This is a genomic window from Pseudomonas sp. TE3728 (assembly GCF_056279145.1).
This window is the reverse complement of record NZ_JBWBQT010000001.1, coordinates 5,011,419-5,036,382: the sequence shown is the minus strand read 5'-3', so window position 1 is coordinate 5,036,382 and position 24,964 is coordinate 5,011,419. Positions and strand designations below refer to the sequence as shown.

General features: G+C 54.1%; 14 protein-coding genes and 2 pseudogenes. 9 read left to right on the top strand and 7 right to left on the bottom strand.

Annotated elements, in window-relative coordinates:
- Window positions 1–129 precede the first annotated feature (129 nt).
- From ACZ89R_RS21960 to ACZ89R_RS21950, 3 genes are read right to left on the bottom strand one after another with little or no spacing between them, the layout of a single operon-like run.
- On the bottom strand, window positions 130–1,071 hold the full coding sequence (locus tag ACZ89R_RS21960) for a DMT family transporter (RefSeq protein ID WP_429544594.1): 942 nt from the start codon (window positions 1,069–1,071) through the stop codon (window positions 130–132).
- Window positions 1,071–2,219 carry a class I SAM-dependent methyltransferase gene (locus tag ACZ89R_RS21955; RefSeq protein ID WP_429544595.1) on the bottom strand — a complete coding sequence of 383 codons (1,149 nt, stop codon included), beginning with the start codon at window positions 2,217–2,219 and terminating at the stop codon, window positions 1,071–1,073. The genes ACZ89R_RS21960 and ACZ89R_RS21955 overlap by 1 nt, the downstream gene beginning before the upstream one ends.
- Window positions 2,220–2,230: 11 nt before the next feature.
- Window positions 2,231–3,445, bottom strand: a complete 1,215-nt coding sequence (locus tag ACZ89R_RS21950) for a tetratricopeptide repeat protein (RefSeq protein WP_429544596.1) — start codon at window positions 3,443–3,445, stop codon at window positions 2,231–2,233.
- A gap of 785 nt (window positions 3,446–4,230) precedes the next feature.
- Here ACZ89R_RS21950 and ACZ89R_RS21945 point away from each other — a divergent pair.
- The 3 genes from ACZ89R_RS21945 (at window position 4,231) to ACZ89R_RS21935 (ending at window position 5,629) form a co-directional block, all read left to right on the top strand.
- Window positions 4,231–4,605 carry a DUF6124 family protein gene (locus ACZ89R_RS21945; RefSeq protein ID WP_429544597.1) on the top strand — a complete coding sequence of 125 codons (375 nt, stop codon included), beginning with the start codon at window positions 4,231–4,233 and terminating at the stop codon, window positions 4,603–4,605.
- Between the two features lie 35 nt (window positions 4,606–4,640).
- Complete coding sequence (locus tag ACZ89R_RS21940; RefSeq protein ID WP_429544598.1) at window positions 4,641–4,898, top strand: hypothetical protein; 258 nt, start codon at window positions 4,641–4,643, stop codon at window positions 4,896–4,898.
- A 362-nt stretch (window positions 4,899–5,260) separates the two neighbouring features.
- Window positions 5,261–5,629: a DUF6124 family protein gene (locus ACZ89R_RS21935; RefSeq protein WP_429544599.1), complete on the top strand. Its 369-nt coding sequence runs from the start codon at window positions 5,261–5,263 to the stop codon at window positions 5,627–5,629.
- Window positions 5,630–5,812: 183 nt separating this feature from the next.
- On the opposite strand, the pseudogene ACZ89R_RS21930 reads toward ACZ89R_RS21935, so the two are convergent.
- From ACZ89R_RS21930 to pmrG, 4 genes and pseudogenes are all read right to left on the bottom strand, one after another.
- Window positions 5,813–6,049 (bottom strand): annotated as a pseudogene (locus ACZ89R_RS21930) (HipA N-terminal domain-containing protein); the annotation flags it as partial.
- Between the two features lie 188 nt (window positions 6,050–6,237).
- The gene (locus ACZ89R_RS21925; protein WP_429544600.1) at window positions 6,238–6,810 is read right to left on the bottom strand and encodes a GNAT family N-acetyltransferase; all 573 of its coding nucleotides are present in this window, start codon (window positions 6,808–6,810) and stop codon (window positions 6,238–6,240) included.
- Window positions 6,811–6,900: 90 nt separating this feature from the next.
- Window positions 6,901–7,740 (bottom strand): phosphatase PAP2 family protein, encoded by an 840-nt coding sequence (locus ACZ89R_RS21920; protein WP_429544601.1) that lies wholly within the window; start codon window positions 7,738–7,740, stop codon window positions 6,901–6,903.
- 34 nt (window positions 7,741–7,774) lie between these two features.
- Window positions 7,775–8,446, bottom strand: coding sequence for a lipopolysaccharide core heptose(II)-phosphate phosphatase PmrG (gene pmrG, locus ACZ89R_RS21915; RefSeq protein WP_429544602.1), 672 nt, complete (start codon window positions 8,444–8,446; stop codon window positions 7,775–7,777).
- Window positions 8,447–8,707: 261 nt separating this feature from the next.
- On the opposite strand from pmrG, the pseudogene ACZ89R_RS21910 reads away from it, so the two are divergent.
- The 6 genes and pseudogenes from ACZ89R_RS21910 to ACZ89R_RS21885 all read left to right on the top strand — a co-directional run.
- Window positions 8,708–9,769: pseudogene (locus ACZ89R_RS21910) on the top strand (methyl-accepting chemotaxis protein); the annotation flags it as partial.
- Entirely contained in the window at window positions 9,764–10,627 is an 864-nt protein-coding gene (locus ACZ89R_RS21905; RefSeq protein WP_404943041.1) for a methyl-accepting chemotaxis protein, read from the top strand. The pseudogene ACZ89R_RS21910 and the gene ACZ89R_RS21905, both read left to right, overlap by 6 nt.
- 249 nt (window positions 10,628–10,876) lie before the next feature.
- A complete protein-coding gene (locus tag ACZ89R_RS21900; protein WP_429544603.1) occupies window positions 10,877–13,468 on the top strand; it encodes a Tc toxin subunit A in 2,592 nt (863 codons plus the stop codon).
- Between the two features lie 34 nt (window positions 13,469–13,502).
- Complete coding sequence (locus tag ACZ89R_RS21895; RefSeq protein WP_429544604.1) at window positions 13,503–17,696, top strand: Tc toxin subunit A-related protein; 4,194 nt, start codon at window positions 13,503–13,505, stop codon at window positions 17,694–17,696.
- The gene (locus ACZ89R_RS21890) at window positions 17,693–22,195 is read left to right on the top strand and encodes a SpvB/TcaC N-terminal domain-containing protein (RefSeq protein WP_429544605.1); all 4,503 of its coding nucleotides are present in this window, start codon (window positions 17,693–17,695) and stop codon (window positions 22,193–22,195) included. The genes ACZ89R_RS21895 and ACZ89R_RS21890 overlap by 4 nt, the downstream gene beginning before the upstream one ends.
- Window positions 22,192–24,960, top strand: a complete 2,769-nt coding sequence (locus ACZ89R_RS21885) for an RHS repeat-associated core domain-containing protein (RefSeq protein ID WP_429544606.1) — start codon at window positions 22,192–22,194, stop codon at window positions 24,958–24,960. Before ACZ89R_RS21890 ends, ACZ89R_RS21885 begins: the two co-directional genes overlap by 4 nt.
- The last annotated feature ends 4 nt before the right edge of the window (window positions 24,961–24,964 follow it).

The following is a 24,964-nucleotide window of genomic DNA, read 5'->3' as shown; positions in this document are numbered from 1 at the left end:
AATGAACATTAAAAGATGCCTTAGTCCGCACCCTGTCCTAAACAGCGGAACATGACCATCCCGCTGCCACAATTGAGCAACAGTAGGATGGCCAGTTCGTCTAGATACACAGAACCCCTTATCCACGCCTTAGGTTGAGACGTTTGCGTTATCAATAGCTCTTAACTTAGGCTTGCAGAACGCAACAATAAGCGCAATGAATATTATTACTACACCCACTATATCTTGCGCACTTAAATTGTTTCCAAACATAAAGAAATCTATTGCAATTGCTACGACCGGTGTAGCAAATGCATACGGCGATAACCTAGCAGCGCCCCAAGCCTTTAGCAGTACTATATACAGCACAAAACCAATTGCAGAGCCAACCACTACCAACCATACCCAAGCAAAAATCACATCCGGTCTAAAAATTGCCAAATAATCTGCTGCTGCATGGGAAGGCGCCTCTACCATAAACGAGCACAAAAGCGTTATCAGACCACCAATAAGATTTTGCCAACCAGCAATAGCTACAGGCGAATTTCTCGATAAAAGAGGACGTCCCTTCACAGATCCGTAACAATAGCTGATGGTTCCGACCAAGATGGCTAATAGCCCTAGCAATACAGGACTGCTGAGGGCTGAAGAATCAGTATCCATCACTAATCCCTGTGCGAAGATCACTCCTAACCCAGTCAGTCCAATCAACCCCGAAAATAGGCTATTTCGCTTAAACTTTTCTCCGGTCAGTAATGATGTGAACACAGGCAGAAGTATTGGGATCGCACCTTGGACTACGATGGCGACAATTCCAGCTGGTACAAATTGTTCGCCCCAGAAGATCAGTCCGAAGCAGATTGATACTACCAGTAGGGACATGACACTTAGCTCACGCCAGTCAGAAACTCTTACCGTGAGTGAGCGCCAACCTTTAATTAACCCGGCCACCAAAAGTATTAGCGCACCGGCGAAAAGGAATCGTGTACCCGCGAAGTATAAGGGTGGTACAGCATCTACCCCGACCTTTATGGCTATCCATGTTGTTCCCCAACTAAAGCACAGAGTGACAAATAGTATCGCATTTAGCATCAGGATGGCCTTCTGCAGATCACAATAGCGGAGTTACCAAATGTAAACTTGTCCTCCTCAAGGACTTCGACATTAACAAATCCCGCGTTGCTGAGTTCATTACACAATGCGTCACTAGACATAACTTTATTGTGCAAGACTTCCATCATAACCTCCTTGGTTGTGCCATCGGCCAGCCTGATCTTACGTGGGATAACATCTCCAAACTGTGCGTTCGCAATCGTCTCATAGTCATCTAGTGACCAGAACCCCTTACCCCAATCTTTTTTACAATGATTGAGAATAAAGGTTCCTCCAGGCTTGAGCAATGAGAAAGTCCGCTTCAGATGTTTGACTCGATCATCATGGGAGTCCATCATATGCAGGCACCCCATATTCAAAGCTACTGAAAAACTTCCATCCTTCAGTCCACGCAGGAAGACTACATCACGCTCGAGGAAATTAGGCGTCAGTCCGTGCAGTTTTGAAATTTCTCGCGCGCGATCTAGTGCGGCAGCAGATACGTCGACGCCCGTCACGTTGAATCCCTGTGAAGCAAGCCAAATTGTATCTCGACCTTCGCCGCACCCCAAGTCAAGAATTTCTTCATTTTCTTTGTCAGCGATTAGCTCAGGCACCATTTTAACTACGATTTCGTTTGGTTCGATTGTTTCCCATGTCGTCCCCCCTTCAGCGTAGGTTTGAGCGTAACGCTTATCGTACCCCCAGTAATATGGTGGCGGCACAGGTTCCGCATCAACCATATTCTCCATAATCTGGGTAAGCTCAGGCTCCTTGGATAGTGCAATGAAACTAGTTTCCCCATAATTTTTTACTGGCATTACACTAGTTTTAACGCCCGCCTTGAGTAAAATCTGGTCTCCGCTTTTAGCGTACTCCGAAGACTTACCCTCGCTGTCGACCTTGACTCCACCTGATGTGATTAACACCAAAACGCAATCGTTTGGCGAAAATTGCACACCAGCACTTAGGTAATGGTGCTCAGCAACCCAGCCCCCCCCCAGCGACAGCCGTCCTAGATGTGATGTACACTCAAGGGACATATGACCCAGTGCTTCCAGCACTTCATTTTGTGGTAGATTCTGGGGGATGAAATCCTTGATTTCACTCAGATTTTTGAGTAGCAGTTTATTGCGTACGGCACCCATACTAATTCCCTTCAACTTGACGTGGCTTCGGATTTACTTGTCTTCGCCGGACTAACGTCGGCAAAGCGAAGTGTAAACTTAAGTAATATTTCGAGTATTTCACGCTGGGCTCGACTGCCACCTATACGATACCACTGGCTTTGCGAGCTATGAAGTTCGCGAGCACATGCCATATAGTCTCCATCTGCAAATGAAGATATAGCGCTGATCAGTTGCGAGCCAACTTTCTGAAGATCCTTATCCAATACTCGAATAGGTGGACGCTTCTTAAGCTTTCTGAGAAGCGTGCGATCACCAGCCAGCATGAAGGCGATAGCTGCGTGCAGGTCATTAAAATATGATAAGGAATTATAGATTGATGGCGCCCAATTTCTCGCGAGCAGTGCATACTCTGTAGAAAAATCAGGACCAGGGAGTTGACTGCAGTATAGCCGAATGCAGTAGTTTACTGCATCCAAGTCTTGCTCAGCATCATGTCCGGCACTTAAAGCTCGAAATGCTCGGTATGCGGTAACAGAAGGCTCAAGTCTGCCAGACTGCAGCAAAGAAATAGCCATATGCCAGCTAACGTGAATATTCATACCAGCGTTATGTCTCCATGCGTCGACTTGCTGGAGATGATTAACTACGGCGCCGTGATTTTCTACACCATGCCACGCATGCACAAGAGCGTGCAGACTGTAAACGTCATTGGCATTTTTTTGATGTGCTTCTAGCGCAATCGGAAGCGCCTCAATGTAACGACCCTGCTCACATAGAGAGAACGCGAGAACTCCTTGATAAAAGCCGCCTAACCTAGGCGATCCGCATCTAGCATCATCCAAAAGGTATTGCTCATAGCAATCAGAGTGGCCGTGAAGAAAATCTAACATATGAAGCATGAACGATACAACGATATCTGAAGGGACTAACTTTAGATGGGCAACCCAATACTGCCTCGTGGCGATTAGATCCCCACTCGCCCAGCTAAACAACGCGGAAACCACATTAGGGAACATATCATATAATGATGTCAGAACATCACCTGATATAAGCTCGAGGGCAATTTCACGATCACGAAAATTTAAATTACAGAGCAATTCGAAGGCGGTAAGCGCCTTTGCGTACGCACTAGACCTTTTGTCCACTCGGCCTTCAGATAAATATCCTCCTAAGTTTTGAGCAAGAAAAGCAATAGACATATCCATGTCTATACTGGCTAATTCGCCAGTCCGCGTCGTGGGCATGTGGTTGTCCATCCATTCCATCAGACTATTTAACAAACCGTTGAAGCCGCCCCCCCTTTTGTCGGGTAGTGCTTTACATCTACAGCACGCCGTCAAGCTTGGATTTATCATTATGGCGGCTGAAATGGGGCCCCATCGGCAGCACCTGGAGCCAATGCAGACTTCTTGGTTGAATGCAAAAGCAAAGTACCGTCACCAGATGATAGACGAGAACAACTAGTAAAGAACCTATCAGAATTGGTAGGTTTTAGGTGATCTAGTCTTGCTATATGTAGGAGTCCGAGCGCGGGATGTACTTGCGGATGCTGTAAGGGATCGGATCTGAGAATCGAGCTCAAGAGCCGTGTTCAAACCCGACACAGGGTATTCCAAATGGTATTCCATGGAAAACTCTAACCGAATATTTATATTATTTTTCAGTAAGATAAGAAATCATTTCAAATTACCCGGCCCACCAATCCGAAAATGACAAAGCCCGCCAAGTGCGGGCTTTGTTGCATCTGGGGTTTGGTAAGTTGCGGCCACCTCGCCCGCCCCTTGTAGGAGCGCCTTGCCCGCGAAGAGGCCCGCAAAGCATCATCACGTTGCGTCTTTGGACCGGAGCAAAAATTCTGTGAACGGATTTGAACGACGTCACCCTAGGAAATTTCCCGCAATCCGTAGCGACTTCCATGAACTGGTGAACAAAGTTTCTAGAAGATAATCTTCACTCTTCGCAGCAACCCTGCGGACGGTTTTGACAGGCCGAAATAGCGTAAGGACCCCAAAATAAATGGAACGCCCTTATGAAAAACCCCACCCGAAATCCACTTGAAAACCCAGCCACTCCAGAGTCGGAAACCCTCGACTTGGACCAACTCTCCAAAGCCACCCAACGCGCCGTCAGCGCCCGCTTGCGCAACCCGAAACAGCCCGATCCCGTGAGCCATGTTTTCACCATCCTCCCCGACGTCGACACACCCACCCTGCTTGCTCACGCCAGCGAAACCCTGGCCTCCATGAATGTCATGACCACCGATCTCGCCGACCAGCTCGAAGGCTCGCATCGCAACCTGGCATTGGCGATTCAGCAACTGGCCGTGCTGGCTGAGATGCTGATCAACCGAGCGCTGAATAACCTCGATTCGCCCCTGCCGGCGGTCACGCCCGTCTGCCACTGAGTGATCGCGCTCGTTGATCGAATGGAGGTTTTGTCATGGATCGATACATGCCGGTCACCGGCATCGACTGCACCATTGCGTCGCTGCTGATCGACACCGAAGCACCGCTGGACGTGCTGCATGAAACGGCGGCCTACCGCATCTGCACGGCGACTCAATTGCTGGAGAGTTTCGCTGTGAACGAAGGCGTTCACAGCGAGCTGGCGCGGGTGTTGGTGACTTCGCTGCGCGATGGCTGTGATTTGCTGGATGTGGTTGGGCGAAGGTTACAGATGCAGGTTTCGGCGTTGTAACGAACCCAGCATAGAAGTCGTTGCCGCTCCCCCAACACATAAAGGCACCTGTCGAGCATATCGCAGGTGCCTTTTTTGGATTGAACAGCATTAGATGACTCAACAGTAGGTTTCATAATCTGTAACTTACTGTCGACTCAATGGACGCAGAGTCGCCACGCTTTCTGCCTTGTGTAAAAAAAGGACTTCTCTGACAGATTAGAACCACGTCATCCTGGGAAATTTCCCGCAACCCGTAGCGACTTCCATGAACTAGCGAACAACGTTTCCGGCAGATAGTCTTCACGCTTCGCTGTAAACCCTGCGGACGGTTTGACAAGCCCGAAATAGCGTAAGGATCCCTAACCTCATGGAACGCCCTTATGAAAAAAATCACCCTGCATTTAGTTGAAAATACGGCCACTTCAAAGCCTGAAACCCTCGACCCAACCCAACGCCCCCAAGCCACCGAGCGCGCCGTCAACGCCCGCCGGCGCAACCTGAACAGGAACATCTTCAGCGTCCGCCCCGACGTCGACACGCTCACCCTGCTCTCTCATGCCAGCGAAACCCTGGCGTCCCTCAATGTCATGACTCTGGACTTTGCCAACAAACTCGATGGCCCACAGCGCAATGTGGCGCTGGCGCTTCAGCAATTGACGATGCTGACCGAGCTTTTGGTCAACCGAGCGCGGGATAACCTTGATCCGAACGCGTCGGTGCCGGCGGGCAAGCCGCCCGTTTTTCACTGAGTGATCGAACGACGACTACAAACGCAGATTTCGGCGTAGAAAAGCAAAATGGGCGGCCTCATTGAGGTCGCCCATTTTTGCTGATGCCGTCGTTGCTACATCTAGAAGCCTAAGTCCTGAATGCGCTATGCCGGCAATCTTTGTTGCTACCCAAAACTCAGTGCAAATGGCGCACGTTTACAATTTAGCCAAGCGATTACGTAGCTGCTCCAGCACATAGCCTTCCGGCAGGTTCATCTGGAAGATAGGGTGCAGGTCTCGTCGACGAAACTCGTCGGGGCGAACGGGCATCGTCAAGCTGATTGCCGTGTTGGGTAATGCATCTTCGTCGTAGCGGAAAATGAAACCCTTCGCGCTGGTGAGGATTCGGCCGCTGCTCCCTTCGGGGGTACTGACTTTGAGGGTAGAAACCGGAGACATCCTTTACGTTTTAAACCGGAGACATCGTTTACAGGTATGAAATACGGTCAGGAGGTGCCTGCCATCCACATGAATTTTTCTTCACCCCACCACCTCTCCCCAACCTGTACATTGCTCTCGCTCATTCAAGAAACTACGGTTTGCCCGCGCTCCCGCGGGCTTTTTTTTGTCTGCGGTTTTGTTGGCGGTTAGTACGAGTAGCCGGCGCACGGGAAAACCTTCGGCAGTTCCTGCCGGCATTTCAATCGATACAAATACGTACCCTGCTCCCCATGCTGCTGCGAACACCGCGCCTGATAAAGCTTCCTGATCAAGCCAAAACCGGCCGCTTCAGCCAGCCGCTGACTCGCCACGTTGGCCACGTCTGTGGTCAGGTATAACGTGAAACCGGGCAGGCTTTTGATCAACTCTTCGAGCGCGGTGCGCATATAACCTTTGCCCGAATACTCGGTGTTGGCCCAGTAGCCGACGACGTAGCGGTTGCGGCGCCGGGGCTTCAAACCGATGCAGCCGATGATCGTGTGCGCCGCATCGTCGACGATAAACAGCCGCCGCTCACCTGTTTCGCTTTTGAATTCGTCGACTGCCCGGGCGAGGAACGATCGGGCCTCGTCCTCGGTGGTGTAGGGTTTGGCCCAGGGCAGAAATTCGGAATGGGTAGTAAAACTGGCGTTAAGCGCATGCTGCAACGCTTTACACCATTCGGGGTCGGGGGCACTCAATCTCAATGTATGAGTGCCCACCGTCAGCGAAAGCTCCATTGCATCTTCCTTGAATTCAAACTCCGTAGCGTCAAACAGTAGCAGTGCCAGGAAGGACACTGCTACTCAGGAGTTCAACGGCCTCCCGGCCTAAATCTGCGCGGGTGAACTCGTAAACGGCTCAACGACAGGTCGCTCAGCCTGCTGTCGCACCGGTAGCTCCAACCGCCCCCGCCCATAGAACGCCAACGCCGTCAGCAAACAGGCCAGCCACACGAAGATTCCGGCCCAGAAGGTGTGGGACATGTAGTGCCAACCTTGCAGAACCCGTGTCGTGCCGTAAACGAAACCGAGCAGCAACGAGCCATACATCACCGCTTTGGAATATCGCCAACGGTAGCGGCGAGCCACAAAGTACAGCGCGAGCATCGTGAAGCCGCCTGATGCATGCCCGCCCGGCCAGCAGCGACCACTGCCTGCGACTTTCAGCAGGTCGAAATTCTGGTACCACTCCTTGTGTTCGATTTTGCCGGCGTATTGAGTCGTTTCGATCGGGCAATACACACCGGTGTGGCCTTTGAGGTAGTGGATAACGCCAGTGCTGATGGAAAACGCGAACACCACATAGAGGAAGTCCCGACGATGTTTACTGGCGAACCGAAGTACCGGCGCGACTTTGATTTTTTCCAGGAGCGTGATGATCTTCGAATGTTTTTCAGCCTTCAGTCGCGGCCAGAGAAACGACAGCAAAGCGCCGATCATCGCGACCTCGCCGGTCCAGTTCGGGATGATCCGCGCCCATTTATGGGTGATCTTCTCGAATAGATGGACATGCGCCAACGGGAACACCTGCGTGGCCGGATCATAAAAAAGATCGCTGAAGGCAATGTCGATTTTAGTCAGGTCAAACAGCAGGAACACCACGACCGCACAGGCCAGCGGAATACCAAAGTTCACCCAGTAAAAGCGGTAAGGGGAAGAAGTCAGCATCGTATGTCCTGATCCAGAGCAATGATGGTGAAACTCATTCGGTGGTTACCGAACGCCAGTCGGAGGCTTCGATGAAACCGAGCATGCGCGGCGGCTGAGACTTTTTGGCGGAGATAAACAGAGAGGCGCCGTAACCAAGGGTCGCGGTCGGTAACTTGAGATCTTTTTCCAGTTGCGCCATGCATTCGCTGTGGGTCACCAGAATCAGGTTGCGCCCGGTCACTTTGTGCGCCAGGGCATCGCGCAGCATGTTGCCTCTGCAGTGGACCAACCAGTCTTCGCCGACGCCGACCTTGTTGAACATGTAACCGGCGGTTTGCTCCGTACGCATCACCGGGCTGTTGTAGATGTCGGCCCGATCCAGCCCCAGATGCTCGAACTGCGCGCCGACACTCACCGCCACGCTTCGGGAGCGATCGGTGATGCCATCGTTGCCGATCAGGCAGGCGGCCGTGGAGTGATCACAACGCTCGACGTGGCGCACCAGCACGATCATGTCGCCTTTGGCCCACCCGGTCGCCAACGCCCGGGCACCCGCCACATTGCCATGGGCCAGGTCTGGGACGGCGGCGGGTCGCAACAGCCACACGGTCAGCGGAATAACCAACAAGGCAGATGCCAGCACGACTGCAGCGTTTCGATAACGGGCCAAACGGCTCAGATCGATCGAGCGTTTTATCCCGAACAGACTCAGTCTCAATTCCACATCAAACCGCCTCGCCGGGATACACCATTGTGATTCGATGTCGCGAGGGTAAAGCGGCGCGCGTCGGCAGCCGGTGAAACCCATGTGAAAAAAAGATTAAGACTTGCCCAAAAATCTTGTTACAGAATCCGTCCAACAAAATCCTTTCAGCTCTCGCGATTGCTGCCGATACAGACCTGCTAACCCCCTTGCTGGCTCTTAAAACAACAATCTTCCAGCCAACCGACGATCAAGAAGCACAACGTTCCTGGAGGAATATTGATGAATAGCTGGTTCGGTAATATCAGCGTGAACCTGAAACTGGGCCTGGGATTCGGCCTGGTCCTGGCACTGACCTGCGTCCTCGCCCTCACCGGCTGGACGAGCCTGGGCGGGTTGATTGACCGCAGCAACTGGATGAGCGATATCACTCAGCTCAACGCTGGGCTGACCAAACTGCGTGTGGTTCGCCTGCAATACATGCTGACCAACGGCGATGAAACCGCCGCACAGAATGTGCAGACCACCCTCGACAGTTTCGTCGCTCAGCAACAAGCGTTGCTGTCGAGTTTCAAGAGCCCGGAAAACGTCAAGTTGCTCAAAGAGCAGAGCGCGACCATCAGCGCCTACCAGATATCCCTGAACAAAATGCGCAGCGCCTACCGCACCGGTAACGGCGCCCGCGACGCCATGGGCGCCAATGCTGAAACCGCCAGCAAGTTGATCGAAGCGATCAGCACCCGCGTGCAGCAAATGCCCCTGAGCGACCAACGCTTCGAACAGTTCCAGGCCATCACCGCGGCCAAGGAAGCGTTCATCCTGGCTCGCTACGAAGTGCGTGGCTACACGGCCAGCACCAACCCCGAGACTGAGCAAAAAGCCGTCGCCCAACTGGACACGGCCATCGCCAGCCTGAAACAGCTCAATGTGCATTTCGCCGAGACCCAGCAAGATGCGCTGCGCCAGCTGGAAACCGCGCTGAGCAACTACCGCAGCGCCTTGCAAGCGTATAAAGCCGCCAACACCGAGGCGGTGCAGGCGCGCAAGGAAATGACCGAACAGGGGGCCACCATCGTGACCCTGAGTGACCATCTGTATCAGATCCAGCTCGACCGCCGCGACGCCGAAAGCGCCCAAGCCCGCACGCTGCAACTGATCAGTACCTTGCTGGCATTGCTGGTGGGCGTCATTGCCGCCGTGATCATCACCCGTCAGATCACCGGCCCGTTGCGCGATACCCTGGCCGTGGTCGAGCGCATCGCCAGCGGCGACCTGTCCCAGGACGTCAAAGTGACTCGCCGCGACGAACTCGGCGTACTGCAACAAGGCATCGCTCGCATGGGCGTGACCCTGCGCGATTTGATCAGCGGTATCCGCGATGGCGTCACCCAGATTGCCAGCGCCGCCGAAGAGCTGTCAGCCGTGACCGAGCAAACCAGCGCCGGGGTCAACAGCCAGAAAATCGAGACGGATCAAGTGGCCACCGCCATGCACGAGATGACTGCCACGGTGCAGGAAGTCGCGCGCAACGCTGAAGAAGCGTCCCAGGCCGCAGCCGCCGCTGATGGCGAAGCGCGCGAAGGCGATAAAGTGGTCAACGAAGCCATCGCCCAGATCGAACGCCTGGCCAGCGAAGTGGCGCGCTCCACCGAAGCCATGAGCGTGCTGCAGCAGGAAAGCGACAAGATCGGCAGCGTCATGGACGTGATCAAAGCCGTGGCCGAACAGACCAACCTGCTGGCCCTTAACGCCGCCATCGAAGCGGCCCGTGCCGGTGAAGCCGGTCGTGGTTTTGCCGTGGTGGCCGACGAAGTTCGCGGCCTGGCCCAGCGCACGCAGAAATCCACCGAGGAAATCGAAGGCCTGGTGGCCGGCCTGCAGAACGGCACCCAACAAGTGTCGGTGGTGATGAACAACAGCCGCGCCCTGACCGACAGCAGCGTGGCACTGACCCGCAAGGCCGGCGTGTCACTGGAAAACATCACCCGAACGGTGTCCAACATCCAGTCGATGAACCAGCAGATCGCTGCCGCTGCCGAGCAGCAAAGCGCCGTGGCCGAAGAGATCAGCCGCAGCATCATCAACGTACGCGACGTGTCCGAACAGACCGCCGCTGCCAGCGACGAAACTGCGGCGTCCAGTGTTGAGCTGGCGAGGTTGGGTAATCAGTTGCAGATGATGGTGAGTCACTTCCGGGTGTAACCCGCGAATCTATAAATCCTCCTTGCCTGCGTGCCCTACTCGTTTCCGGCACCAGGCAAATCGAAGTCTCGGCCATTCGTTTAAAACTGGCGCACGCCTGAATTCCTATATCCTGTCGTCCAAAAATACCGATACCGAATCGCTTTTTCATACGCATCCCCCCTCAACCAGCCTACCTCCCTTTCTTCTCTACTCCTGTACGTTTCTTCTGACCAAGGACATCCCGTTCGAACAGGAGACTCACAACACATGGACGTAAGTAACGACTCATTGCTAGACAAACTCGTTGACTTCCCTGCTAGCGAAGAAGGGACAAAAACCGACTTCAAAACAGCCATGCAAGCTATGAAGATCGAGTCTGTTTTCGATATTGCGCATATGCCCCAGGAGCAGTTCGCCCGTGACCTGGCCCGGCACAGCGACGCCAATGGGCAGCAGGCTTATGACAACGCCGTGAGTTACGCCCGACAGATCAGCCGTCTGTATCTGGAGCATCAGGTATCGTCCGGTGACGCCAAACGGCGTATCCGGCGTAACGCTGATTTCGAATCGAAATCTGTGCCTGCCACCTATCAAACGTTGTTCAACGAGAATTGGGAGCATTTTTGCAATGAAGGCGATATTGCTTCAATCGACTCGCCCGTGGCCTATTTGCGAGCGTTGTATCTGTTTGCCGGACTACTGGAAAACTCATCTCGACAACCAGAAAAAATCCCCTTGGACAAACGGCGCCCGGACCTCAAGGAACTGATGCTGGACCACCAGAGCGCCTTCGTTTCTCGGCCGATGTTGAACATCGTCAATGACACCTTGAGCACTCATATCCAGAATCACCTGAACAACACCAACAATTCGAAGAGCGTTCACGAAGTACTGGCCAGCGAGTATTACCCTTTCTCATTGCCCTATGATCTCCATCACCAACAATGCTTGCTTGGATTGGGCACAGACAAACCGGGGCTGGGTGAGCTGAATTATCGCGTCAGTCTGAAACTGCCTTTTGCACATAACGCTGGGGTTGATCATGATCTTTTGAAATCTCGTATCAACGCTCAGCGACACCTGTCCGGACTAAGTCCGGAGCAGCAGAAGTTGCTAATCACGCAACTCGATACAGGCATCAACGTTGACACGCTGAAGAAGGCCTATGGCACTGAAAATACTGAACGCCTGGGTGAACTTGAGTTTTTCAAGGAACGTACCGGACTGACAACAGAGCAGGTTCAGCAGGTGCTCGCGCAGGGGAAATACAGCCCTCGCGCTTCAGCCAACAGCCCATCTTCCACACATGCCAACTATGGTGCGAGTTACATTAATGGTCTGATTTCCAGCGAGAAATCGAAGGGTGTTCTGAGGATCGCCATTACCGAAAACAAAGCAAAGGAAATTATCAACAGGTCAAAACCACGTTTCCACCGTTTGCAGCAGATGATCCGTCTGCAACGCTGGACCGGTATTCCCTTTGCCGAACTGGATACCTTGCTCGTCAATGCCCTGCGTTCGGAAGGCGGATCATCCACTGCGCTCAACATCAATACCTTGCGCACCCTGGGCGTCTATCGATACCTGAATCAGCGTTATGGCATCTTGCCGGAGGAGTTTGCTTCGTTCCTGCATGACATGCCGACGTCCGCTTGCGGTGATCAAACGCCGTTGTTTGACCAAGTCTTCAATCGCACAGGATTGCTCGACAGTCCTCTGCAAAAAAAGCAGACGACAACGCTTGTCACTACGGACCTCGAAACCTTCGGCTATCTCAGTGCCGGCCTTGGCCTTTCCTTTACGCAAGACTCATTGTTGCTGCTTGCGCAACAGACCGAGCAATACGCTTCGTTAAAACATGATTTATCTACAGTGTCCTCGCTCTACCGCCAAGCCCGTATCGCACGGATGTTTGGTCTTTCCCCTGCCGACAGTACAAGGCTCGCCCGATTACTGGGAGCGGACAAGTTCAGCGAGCTTCTGGTGACAGGAGCATTGAGCGATCCAAACGCACCGACAACCGACATTCTCGACGTACTGATGGCGATGGATTGGGCCGTCAACTGGCTAGGGCAAAGCAACCGTGATATGGCGCAACTGTGCCAACTGCTCGGCAGCCACAACGTCGACTTGCCGCTGGAGCAGAACCTGCAAAACCGGCTAGATGCACTTCGTACACCTGCCAATACCTCCGCTGAGCAGCAGCTTCGTCTGATGGAAAGTCTGCTGCACGACATCGCTGATTTGTCCGCGGAGTACCTGCCGAGCGTGATGAAAATGGCCGATACATCTGTGAAGTCGGTGTACGAGGACATCAACGCGCGCCCCCAGGCAATCATGCCTGCGTCGCTGACGAAGATACTGCGCGCTGCCAAAGCATGCCGGGAACTGCACCTGAGCAGCAGCACACTTGAAATATTGCTGAACAACCCGCGGTTTCTAGCCTCAAACAACTCGGGAACTCTAACACTCCAGACGCTTTATCTGCTTGAACGTTTCAGTCTTTGCGCTCGTCGCCAAGCACAGTCTGAAGACACCCTCCTGCATTACTTGCGTCTTACCAATGAGGATGATGAAGCCGATAAGACGACATCGACACCATCGAAAAAAGACGTCAACGGCTTGCTGGCCCACCTCCTGAACTGGACAACCGATGAGGTGAGTTGCCTGACGGCACAGTTACCCAGCAAGCGGGCGGGCTCAATGGAAGAAGTGGATTGGGTCATGCGCTGCCAGGCGTGTTGCGAAAGCACAGGACTGTCAGCAAACATCTTGCTCAAAGCCACCGATCTGACAGCCGACAGTGAAACATCGGACTGGAAAGCCGTGGGCGAAGCAGTGGTCGCGGCCTGTCACTAACACCTCTCCCGCTTTGAATATTCAAGGAATGAATATGACTGTTGCATTGAAAAAACAACTTGATGAAAGCCTGCGCGATGCCTTGTTGGCGTTCTTCCTGAACAACGTTGCGCCCAACGACGAAACGACAAGAACACTCAAGACAGCTCAGCACCTCTACGAATACTGGTTCCTCGATGTACTGGTCAGCCAGGATGTGCCCACCACTCCGGTGGCTTGCGCCATTGCCAGCCTGCAGCATTACATCAATCGCATCCTGATGAGCATGGAGCCCGGATATGACGCCACAACCCTGACTCTGGAGCGGATGCAGACTTGGCGCAATGAGATGCACCAATACCCGATCTGGGCCGCGCATCAACAGTTACTTTACTTTCCAGCGACTTATCTGGAGCCAAGCCTGAGGAACAACAAGAGCGACAACTTTCAGCAGCTGGAAAATGATCTCAGTCAACACCGGATTCAACCCGACGCCGTTCAGTCGGCCGTTCTGGGTTATCTGACCCGGTTCGAAGAAGTCGCCAACCTGAACATCCTCAATGGTTATATCGATGGCGAAGACTTCGCCAACAGCACCTACTATTTCATCGCCAAATCCCGCTCCGAGAACACCTATTTCTGGCGTTCGCTGAACATGGCCCAACGCCCACTCGATGGCACACCGCCGCAACCGCCGGTCACCCCGCCCAAACTCGATCAACCCCTACCGTACGCCTGGTCGGACTGGGAGAAAGCCGATGTGCCTATTCCAGACGACGCAATCGAACACACCATCCGCCCGGTCTGGTTCAACAATCGACTGTTCATTATCTGGGCTCAGTGCATTCATCAGGACCCTGCTGCCGTCAACGTTGCTGTCACGCCATCTGGCGGAGAGAAAAACAACAGTAATCCTCAGTTGCGCTTGAGCCTTTGCTACAGGAAAACCGATAAAACCTGGAGCTCCCCACGTATTTGCCTGCAAGGCTTTATTGAGGATAAAACACTGCGTGAGACGCATCTGGACTCAATCAAGCCGTTGATAAGTACCATCGCCGGACATCACCAGAAGGACTTGCAGGATTACCTCCTCATTGCCCTGTACGTCGAGAAATCACCTTCCCCCGAGTCTGATACCGATACCCAATTCACCTTTCTGAAAACAGTCAGCGTCGACAAAAACCTCGCTCTCACCCCCGGCATGCTCGCGCCTGGCGATATAAAAGAACAAAAACACAACATTCATTCCACATTCATGAGGGCATTCTCCCTACCCGACAAGAACTCACTTCAACTAAACATTCCTTTACGAACAAACTCTTACGAATCAAAGAAACTTGTAATACTCCCCGCGCCCGTCAACAGAAAGGACATGACGAACGTGGTGCATCTAAATAATTACACCCCCCCAAATTTTATAATCGCTCACGCACGCTATAACCCAGCCACAGTAGAGGTCACACTGAGTATTAGTGGGGGCAAGCCAACAGGAACTTTGACACTCCAAGCCGCAGCAACAGGTGAATGGTCTTATCAATATGTTTTACTAGGACCGGAGGGTGAAACGACTTCTAATATCAACAATCAATCTCCCCTACAAGAAAGTCTACCGTACCAGCACATATTTACACTCAACGCCACGGACATCGGCGAAGAGGGCAAGGTCTTTCACTACGGCATAAGAATGTTTGATCGCCAAAAAATGACTGAAAACGAGTTTTTCATTTTGGGTGCCATCGAACTGAAGTTGATCGGGAATGACGTCATTCCTCCCAAAATTGTTTGTGCGAAAGCTGCACAGTTTCTCGACTTCTCAAACTCGTCGATCTCGCTAGGCGACAACAAAAAGGAGCTCCGCCAGGCGATAAAACTCAATACAGTGTTTGCCAGCGAAATGATTCACCGCACCGAGAACAGCCTGGATGAACTGTTCACGTGGGAAACGCAGCATCTGCCAGAGCCACCAATCCCGGGGGACGGCCCCCACCAGATGGATTTTCACGGCCCTTATGGTCGTTACTTCACAGAGCTGTTCCTCTACCTGCCATGGCTGATCGCCCATCGATTGAACGCTGAACGCCAATACGACGAGGCAGAACGCTGGATCCGTTACCTATTCGAGCCCGGACGCAAGCAGGATGCCAGCCAACCCGCGCACTGGTGCGCCAAGCCTTTGACCGGTGACGCGCCATCCTTTTATTCCACTCAGGCCCCTCACGATCCACACCAGATTGCCCTCAGTCATCCCGTGCACTTTCGCAAGGCGTTGTACTTTCTGTACCTGGACATCCTGATCAACCGAGGCGACGCGGCGTACCGCGAGCTGACGTCCGATAGCCTCAGTGAAGCAAAGCTGTGGTATATGCGGGCGCTGGATCTGTTGGGGCCGCGCCCGGTCGTTCAACGGGTCGATCAGTGGTCGGCCATTAACTTGCACACGTTGAGCGAGACCCCCAGTGAAAGCCTGCGTACATTCGAAAACTCGCTGTCTCACCCAGACACCATCCACTCACTGCAACTACAAGAAGGCAATCCGCAGAAATCCTTGCCGCCTATCGATACCTCGCATTTGCGTTTGCCGTTCAACCCGGAACTGCTCAAACGTTGGAACATTGCCGAAGTTCGCCTGTACAACTTGCGGCATAACCTCGATATCACCGGCAAGCCATTGCACTTACCGTTATTCGCGGCGCCTCTGAACCCTCGCTCCTTACGTAGCGTCAATGCCCTGAACAGCTCGACCGGCGGAACTTTAGACTTACCGCACTCGAGGATTCCCCACTATCGCTTCAATCTCATGCACAGCCAGGCCCTGAATGCCGTCGAAAGCGTCAGCCAATTCGGCGCCACACTGCTGTCGCTGATCGAGCGCAAGGAGCAGGCTCAGTTACAGGAGCTACAACAACAGCAGGCCTGGAATCTGGCGAAACTATCCGTCGACCTGCAAACCCAGGCACTGCGCATCGATCGTCAAAACCGCCAGGCACTATTGGCCAGCAAGGCAATCATCGAGGGTCGACTCAGCCACTACCAACAATTGCTGACGAATGATGTCACTCAAGAAGAAGCAGCAGCCAGCCAGCGGTACTTGAGCAGTGGCGCATCGGAGGTAAGGGCATCGAACTACCAGGTCGTCGCAGGCGGCATGATGATGACCCCTAACATCTTTGGCGTCAGCAATGGCGGCAGCCGCTGGGAAGGTGCGATGCACGCTGCCAGCGCGCTCGCTCAAGGCAATGCCATCGCGAACCGCACGGCGGCGAATCATCTCGACCGTATGGCGCAATTCAGTCGTCGCCGGGAGGAATGGAGCCTGAACCGTAACCAGGCAGAACGGGAACTGGCACAAATCGACGCGCAACTCGCACACTTTACCGAACAGGAAACCGCCACTCGTCTGCAACTTCGCCTGGCTGAAACAACACTGAACCAGGCCAAGGCCAACTACGACTTACTCAGCAAACGCTTTACCAAAGCGCAGGTCTACCAATGGCTCAACAGCCAATTTGCCACGATGTACTACCAGGCCTATGACGTAGCCCTGGGAATGTGCCTGGCGGCCGAGGCCTGTTGGCAATCCGAGATTGCCGATTTCACCGCACGGTTTATTCAGCCGGGGGCCTGGAGTGCAACCTATCGGGGGCTTGGAGCGGGCGAGCAATTGAAACTGAGTCTGTTGAGGATGCAGGCCGCGTATTTGGAGCGTAACGGGCGAGAGCTGGAAATTCGTAAAACCGTATCGCTGCGTCAACTCAAGGACAAAGACAAGGACAGCACGATCAATAAGGATTGGACCAGCATTCAAACTGACCTGAAGAAAGGCGTCTGCGATTTCGAGCTGACCCACAAGACGTTCGAGGACGACTACAAAAACCAGAATCATTACCTGCTACGCATCAAAACGATCAGCGTGTCCTTGCCGACCCTCCTTGGCCCCTATGAAAACGTCCGGGCAACGCTGACCCAGACCTCCAGCAAGGTTTGCTTCTCTCCCGGCGACCAAACGCAGCCCATAGAAGACTTGCGCGCAAACCAACAGATCGCGCTCTCTACCGGATTCGACGATAACGGTTTGTTCACTCTGAACTTCAACGATGAACGCTACCTGCCCTTCGAATACACCGGGGCCATCTCCACATGGCGTTTGACCTTCCCCAACCCCGAAGCGCAGCAAGCCATGCTGGACTCACTGACCGACATCATCGTGCACGTTAGCTACACGGCCAGAGCAGGCGGAGGTTCGCGATGAGCGAACAAATAGCATTGCCTGTTATCGCGCCGTCACTACCCAAGGGTGGCGGTGCCATCCAGAGCATTGGCAAAGGATGGGGGGCCATCGGCGCCCACAGCGCAGCCTCTTATGAGATTGCCTTGCCGATTTCATCGGGTCGCGGATTTGCACCCTCCTTGTCACTCAGCTACGGCAGTTCGGTCGGTAACAGTATGTTTGGCATCGGCTGGGGGGTGTCATTGCCCACTGTTGCGCGACGCACCAGCAAGGGTGTACCAGCCTATGCCGAGGATGACGAGATTGTCGGCCCCAGCGGTGTTGTGTGGCTGCCCGAGCGCGATCAAAAGGGCGTCATCACCTCAACCCGCGTCGATCGTTACAACGGGCTGGAACTGGGTACAACCTATACTGTTGTGCGCCACTTCCCGAGAATCGAAAGCAGCTTCGACCGGATTGAACATTGGTCCTCGGAGAGCGACAAACCGGGTTTTTGGTTGGTGCATGGTGCCGATGGCAGCCTTCATCTGTACGGAAAAAATCCGGCATCGCGTCGTGCCGACCCCCAGGACACGAGCGGTGTAGGCGAATGGTTGCTAGAGGAGAGTCTGAACCCACACGGCGAGCACATCCTTTACCAGTACAAGGCAGAAGATGACCGCGATGGCGCCAAGGCCCAGCGTTACTTGAGCCATGTGAGCTACGGCAACTTCAAGGCCGATGCAAACCTTTACTTATGGCAAGCAGACCGGCTGAAGCCTGTGCAATGGCATTTCGAGTTGGTATTCGACTACGGCGAACGGAGCACCGAGTACGAACACAAACCTCTATATGAAGGCCAACAGTGGCAAACCCGTAGCGACGCGTTTTCCAGTTTCGCCTACGGTTTTGAATTACGTACCGAACGCCTGTGTCGCCAGATTCTGATGTTTCACCGCTTTCCTGATGAGTTGGGCACCGCCCCCGCTCTGGTCCGACGCCTGCTGCTCGATTACCGCCAGACGCCTCTGGGTTACCACCATCTGAGCGCGGCCCATGACCAGGCATTTGGCAACTCGGCAACCGCCGATAACCGTCCCCCAGTTGAATTCAGCTACATCGAGTTCAAGCTCCTGCCTGATACCCACGCCTGGCAGCGCTTTCAGAACATGCCGGGGCTCAACGACGGCCAAGGATATCAACTGGTGGACTTGTACGGCGAGGGCCTGCCGGGCGTGCTCTATCGAGGTGACGCAGGCTGGTATTACCGCGAACCCATGCGAGCCAGAGCCAAATGCAATGAAGTGGCTTACGATCAGTGGCGAGCGTTACCCAACATTCCCGTTGCCGACACTGCAAAACCTGTGCGCCAGTCACTGAGCGACCTCACGGGCGATGGTCGGCTGGACTGGATCATTGCTCAGCCGGGCTTGAGTGGTTTTTTCTCCCTCGGCCCCGACCGGGAGTGGTCGGATTTCGCCACGTTCAATGCCTTCCCCGTGGAGTTTTTCAATCCGCAAGGGCAGCTGGCCGATCTGATGGGCAAAGGGCTCAGTGATCTGACGCTGATAGGCCCACGCAGTGTTCGCCTGTACGCCAATCAACGGCAGAACGGTTTTGCAACCGCCCGCGAAGTGACTCGTAAGGAGGATGAAGACGCCCTTCCTGTACTCACCTCTTCGTCCTCCGAACTGGTGGCCTTCAGCGATATCCTGGGCAGTGGTCAACAGCACCTGGTACGTATTCGTCACAACGAGGTGAAGTGCTGGCCAAACTTGGGTCGCGGACGCTTCGGTAAAGGCATCGTGCTGGGCTCTCCTGGCCTTGCATACGAAACATTCGACGCCTCGCGAATCCGTCTGGCGGACCTGGACGGCTCTGGCGCCGCCGACCTGATTTATCTGGAAGCGGATCAGGCGCGGATCTTCATGAACCGCAGCGGCAATGGTTTCGCCCCTTCAGTGGCTCTGCCATGGCCGGAAGGTGTGCGCTACGACCGTTTCTGCCAGGTGAGCATCGCCGACTTGCAAGGACTCGGCTGTTCCAGCCTGATTCTGAGCGTGCCACACATGACACCCCGTCATTGGCGCTACGACTTCGTCAGAGCAAAACCGTATTTACTCACCCGCACCAATAACAATATGGGTGCCGCCGGCAGCATCAGCTACCGCAGCTCGGCGCAGGAATGGCTGGATGAAAAAGCGGAGAGAATCAAAGCCCACAAGCCCCGCACCTGTCATGTCCCAATGGCCCTGCATCTGGTATCGAAACAGAGCCAACTCGACGAGATTACCGGCAATCGTCTGACTCAGAGCTTCTCTTACCGCCAAGGCTACTACGACGGCATCGAGCGGGAGTTTCGCGGCTTCGGCCTGTTGCTGCAAACCGACAGTGAAACCAACCCCGATGATGCCGATTCGCAAGGTTTCACCACGCCATGCCAGACAAAGAGCTGGTTCCACACCGGGCAAGCAGTGGATCTGCCTCGTACCGATTATCACCCTGCTGACAAAGAAGCCGAAGCGCTGGGCAAGGCACTGCTTTGCCAATACCAGCCAGAGCTGAAGAACGACACACGCATCACGTCCCCAGACACGGAAACAACCCTCGAAATGACCCGCGCCCTGAGCGGTCACTTACTGCGCAGCGAGATCTTCGGAGTCGATAAACGCCTGAAGACCAGAACGCTTTATTCGGTTCAGGAAAACCGCTATCAGGTACGTTTGCTACAAACACCTGAGGGTAATCGACGCTATGCCCGGATGTTGCCATTGCTGCTGGAGTCCATCCGTTATCAGTACGAAGGCATTGCCGATGATCCGCAATGCCGGCACACCTTTAATTTGCAGCACGACCTGTTCGGCACACTGACCCACAGCGTGAACGTCCATTACGCCCGACGTAAAACCGGCAGCGATATCCCGCCGTTCAGCGATGCCGACCAGCAACAATGGTGGCGCGATGCTCATGATCCGGCACAACAGTTCTACTACCTGAACGAAAGCCTTGCCGAATTCATTCATCTGGATAGCGCCCAAGGATGGCGGCTGGGTCTGCCTTATCGCCAGCGTACCAATGCGTTGAAGCGACCCAAGGCACCCGAGGCCGGAGGGCTGACCACAAAGGATATGACTTACGAAAAGCTCATCGAACTCGTCAAACAAACCGCCTGGACGACCCAACACGTCCTCACCGGACTGTCCGTGCAACGCTACAAAAACACCTCAACCGCAGAAGCCCTGCCGGACGGCGTCGCCCACTTCGAAGCCCTGGCCGACCATCTGGAAACCGCCGAGCTGGACGAAACAGCCCTGAAAGCCTTCGACGTGTTGTCGCAAGCGGCTCGCCCCAAGGGAAGACTGCTCGAACGAAGTGGCTATCACCGTATGAACGATTTCCTTCCCGTAGCCACGTCTCCCAGAAAACTCTGGTCAGTCAAAAGCGGTTTCTCGACCTACGCCGCACTGAAGGGTTTTTACAAGATACAGACCCTGCGGTTGAGCAAAAGCCATGGTGTGACCGAGGTCAGTTACGACAACTATCACTGTCTCATCACCGCGCTCAAACTGCCCGATGGTTGTGTCACCAAGGCTACCTACGATTACCGCTCACTCCAGCCCCGGTGCATCACTGACCCCAACGGGAACATTCAAGAAGGGCTCTATGATGGTTTCGGCCAAGTGCTGGCCACCAGCATTTACAGCAACAAGAGCAATATGCTCATAGGTTTCAAACCTATCGCTCAATACAAACGTCCGGAGTTCACCAGCCCGACCGAAGCGATCAACAATGCAAAGGGTGCTTTGCTGGACGCCGCCAATGCCATCTACTACGCGCCATTTAGCTGGATGGGGCGCGTCTCGGACGCAGCTCTGAAGGACCGCGACTGGCTGATGCGCTGCGTGGCCAACGGTGATGTGCTGCCCACCGGATACATCTGCGCTTCGGTCCGCAGGCGCCTGGCAGGCCTTAAAACACTCTTGGCCGATGAAGCGAAACTGGCAACCGAACTCGCAACCTCGGCCCGTGAGCCGATACACATCGCCACCCTGGTCGCTGATCGCTACCCCGATGACAACCAGAGACAAATCCGCATTACCGTCACCTGCTGCGATGGCTTCGGACGAACACTGCAAAGTAAGCAACAAGTCGAATCGGGTACGGCCTACGTCGTCAACGCCAAGGGAGAACTGACCCTCGAGGACGGAACACCGAAGGAGCTGACCGCAGCAAAGCGCTGGCGTATCAGCGAACGGGTGGAATACAACAACAAGGGATTGGCGATCCGGACCTACCGCCCTTACTTCGCCGATCAGCATGATTACATCAACGATGTGTCCTTGCGACAGTTCGGCCATTGCGATCTGCAGTTTTACGATGCGTTGGGGCGCCTTACGCGTACACGTCTGGCAAGACAAAATGGCCTTTCCTATATGCGGAGGCAAACCCGCCACCCCTGGTACACCCTGGACGAGGACGAGAACGATACCCTGGAAGAGGTCACGTCCGAACAACTCCCGACAATCGGAGGTGAGGCATGAGCGCACGCCTTCACTGCAAGACACCGACGATCAACGTAGTCGACAGCCGAGACCTGACGGTCCGGCATGTCGCTTATTGGCGTAGCGACGCAGCCAAGGCTGCGCAGGCGCGCATTACCCGTCAGCAGTACGATACTGCCGGACGCCTAATTGCACAGTGGGATCCGCGACTGTTTGCCGAAACGCAGAAGGCCAATCTGACGACCCTCTACAGCCTGTCCGGCAAACCACTGCGGGTAGACAGCGTTGACGCCGGGTGGCGACTGAACTTGCCGGGGGACGCCGGGCAGACACTTCGCAACTGGGACCAGCGAGGCAATCATTGGCGAACGACCTTCGATGATCAACTACGGCCAATCACGATCCAGGAAGAATCGCCGGGGCAGTCGGCACGCATCATCGAGCGCTTCAGTTATGGCGACAACTCGAAAGATTCGGCCGCACTCAATCGATGTGGCTTGTTGATTCGCCACGACGACGAAGCAGGCACCCTGCTTATCGACGAATACTCGCTTGGCGGAAAACCTTCGTGTCAGACACGCCACTTTTTGTCGAGTGCCGAAACTTTAGACTGGCCAGCAGAGGAACACAGCCGAAACCTCTTACGAGAAACGGGTGATGGCTACAAAACGCAATGGCACTACGACGCAACGGGCGAGGTCATCCGGCAGGTGGATGCCGGTCAACACCAGCAGCGCTTTTCCTTTGATGTTGCAGGCCGACTCAAAACCGTGAGCCTGAAACTCAAAGATACCGAAATCGAAAATACCCTGGTGAAGGATCTCGTTTACAACGCCTTCGGCCAGGTTGAATCGCAGACCGCAGGCAACAACGTCATGAGCCGCGCGGTGTTCGATCCCGCCAGCGGTCGATTGACCTCGATGACTGCCTCCGTATCGGACCGCACCTTGCAGTCGCTGCACTACAGCTATGACACGGTGGGTAATGTGACGCAAATCGAGGACAAAGCTCAGCCCGTGCAGTTTGGCAGCAACCAGAGAGTCGAAGCCGTCAGCACATTCACCTATGACAGCCTCTACCAATTGACCAATGCAACCGGACGAGAAGCGGCAGGAACAACCACTGCCCCCTATATTCCTGCGCTCGGCATTACACCCATCGATACCCGGCAACTGTTCAATTTCACCCAACACTACACATACGACGCTGGCGGTAACCTGACCGAACTGCGCCATGTGCGGGATCGCAACAATTACACCCGAACTTTTAACGTGGCAAATCTCAGTAATCGTCTGGTGTCCTGGCGTCAGGGCTCTGAATTGCCCGGCACTGCTACAACCTTTGACGACAACGGCAATCTGCAAGACTTGCAATCGGGCCAGTCGCTGCAATGGAATGCACACAATCAACTTACCCGCGTGGTGCTGGTCAAGCGTGAGGATGGCCCTGACGACCATGAACGTTACGACTATGACGGCAGTGGTCAGCGTCTTCGTAAAACGACCACCACCCAGGGTGCATCGATCACTCACACCCGAGAGGTCCGTTATTTACCGGGCATCGAAATCCGTACTCGAGGGAAAGAGCGGCTGGAAGTCATAACGGTGCAGGCCGGTCGTGGCAGCGTTCGTTGCCTGCACTGGACCGAAGGCCAGCCCTCAGGTATTCCTGCAGATCAACTGCGCTATAGCCTTGATGACCATTTGGGTTCCAGTTCACTGGAACTTGATGGCAATGCTGACTTGATCAGTCAGGAGAGCTACTTCCCATTTGGCGGAACGGCATGGACAGCGTCTCGTTCGAAGGTGGAGGCCGATTACCGGACCATTCGGTATTCCGGAAAAGAACGCGATGCCAGTGGCCTCTACTACTACGGACACAGGTATTACGCACCATGGTTACAGCGCTGGATCAGTCCTGATCCGGCGGGGGCGGTTGACGGGTTGAACCTGTATTGCATGGTTGGGAACAACCCCGTCAGATTTACTGATGCGCAAGGCCTGACCAGATCAGAACGTCTGGACTATCTCGATCTGGCAGAACTGAAACTCGACAAGGTAGCGGGATATACAGAAGGGATGTCTCGTGAAAACTTCGTTGATGTAGCCCTCCGGCGAACCCCTACCGTCAAGAGGCAATACAAAAGTTTCACCATGGAAACGGACAGAATAATCAGCGAGGCCGAGGCCAACAAACAGAAAAAATTCAATCAGTTGAGTGCATTGAAGGAATCGAAAGAATGGAAGTATCCCGAACCTGTGAGATTTTCAAATCCCGTCTATACATCAGCCTCGCTGGATAAACATACCGCGCTCTCTGGTATCACGAATGAACACCATGACCATCCATTCACCGGATTTCACAACCTTCCTGGAAGCTTAAGCCCCAAGAGCCTGTTTCCCGGCGTCACCCTGAATGAATCAATAGGGAATAAGGAAGACACTTACCGAGTATCAAGTATTCCGGCGTTTATGCATGGCATTCAAAAAGCTTATTTTGCCGCCGATATGCGGCTCCACGTGTTCCTGACCAAACGGATCATTCGTCACGTGACGCGTCACCAGAAAATCCCCGTAAGTGCAGGAATAGCGGGTCTACATGCCGAAGTTGTCGCGGCCAATGTCTGGCTACAGGGAGGTCCGCGTACCAGTCATCACCATCAACGACTGTCACAAGCCTTTATTTACACGGCACGTATGCAAAAACGTGGTCGAGGCTCGGACTTCCCTGCCTGCTTCAATTGCAGTGGAATTCTGCCTCCTTTCATCAACATCGTCACGGGACGAAAAACTAAGTCCTACTGACCCC

Bases quoted from the DNA above. Each gene is read 5' to 3' on its own strand.
- ACZ89R_RS21950 (WP_429544596.1), bottom strand. From the start codon at position 3,445: ATGCCCACGACGCGGACTGGCGAATTAGCCAGTATAGACATGGATATG.
- ACZ89R_RS21925 (WP_429544600.1), bottom strand. From the start codon at position 6,810: ATGGAGCTTTCGCTGACGGTGGGCACTCATACATTGAGATTGAGTGCC.
- ACZ89R_RS21945 (WP_429544597.1), top strand. From the start codon at position 4,231: ATGAAAAACCCCACCCGAAATCCACTTGAAAACCCAGCCACTCCAGAG.
- ACZ89R_RS21885 (WP_429544606.1), top strand. From the start codon at position 22,192: ATGAGCGCACGCCTTCACTGCAAGACACCGACGATCAACGTAGTCGAC.
- ACZ89R_RS21900 (WP_429544603.1), top strand. From the start codon at position 10,877: ATGGACGTAAGTAACGACTCATTGCTAGACAAACTCGTTGACTTCCCT.
- ACZ89R_RS21890 (WP_429544605.1), top strand. From the start codon at position 17,693: ATGAGCGAACAAATAGCATTGCCTGTTATCGCGCCGTCACTACCCAAG.
- ACZ89R_RS21905 (WP_404943041.1), top strand. From the start codon at position 9,764: ATGGGCGTGACCCTGCGCGATTTGATCAGCGGTATCCGCGATGGCGTC.
- ACZ89R_RS21935 (WP_429544599.1), top strand. From the start codon at position 5,261: ATGAAAAAAATCACCCTGCATTTAGTTGAAAATACGGCCACTTCAAAG.
- ACZ89R_RS21920 (WP_429544601.1), bottom strand. From the start codon at position 7,740: ATGCTGACTTCTTCCCCTTACCGCTTTTACTGGGTGAACTTTGGTATT.
- ACZ89R_RS21940 (WP_429544598.1), top strand. From the start codon at position 4,641: ATGGATCGATACATGCCGGTCACCGGCATCGACTGCACCATTGCGTCG.
- ACZ89R_RS21895 (WP_429544604.1), top strand. From the start codon at position 13,503: ATGACTGTTGCATTGAAAAAACAACTTGATGAAAGCCTGCGCGATGCC.
- ACZ89R_RS21955 (WP_429544595.1), bottom strand. From the start codon at position 2,219: ATGGGTGCCGTACGCAATAAACTGCTACTCAAAAATCTGAGTGAAATC.
- ACZ89R_RS21960 (WP_429544594.1), bottom strand. From the start codon at position 1,071: ATGCTAAATGCGATACTATTTGTCACTCTGTGCTTTAGTTGGGGAACA.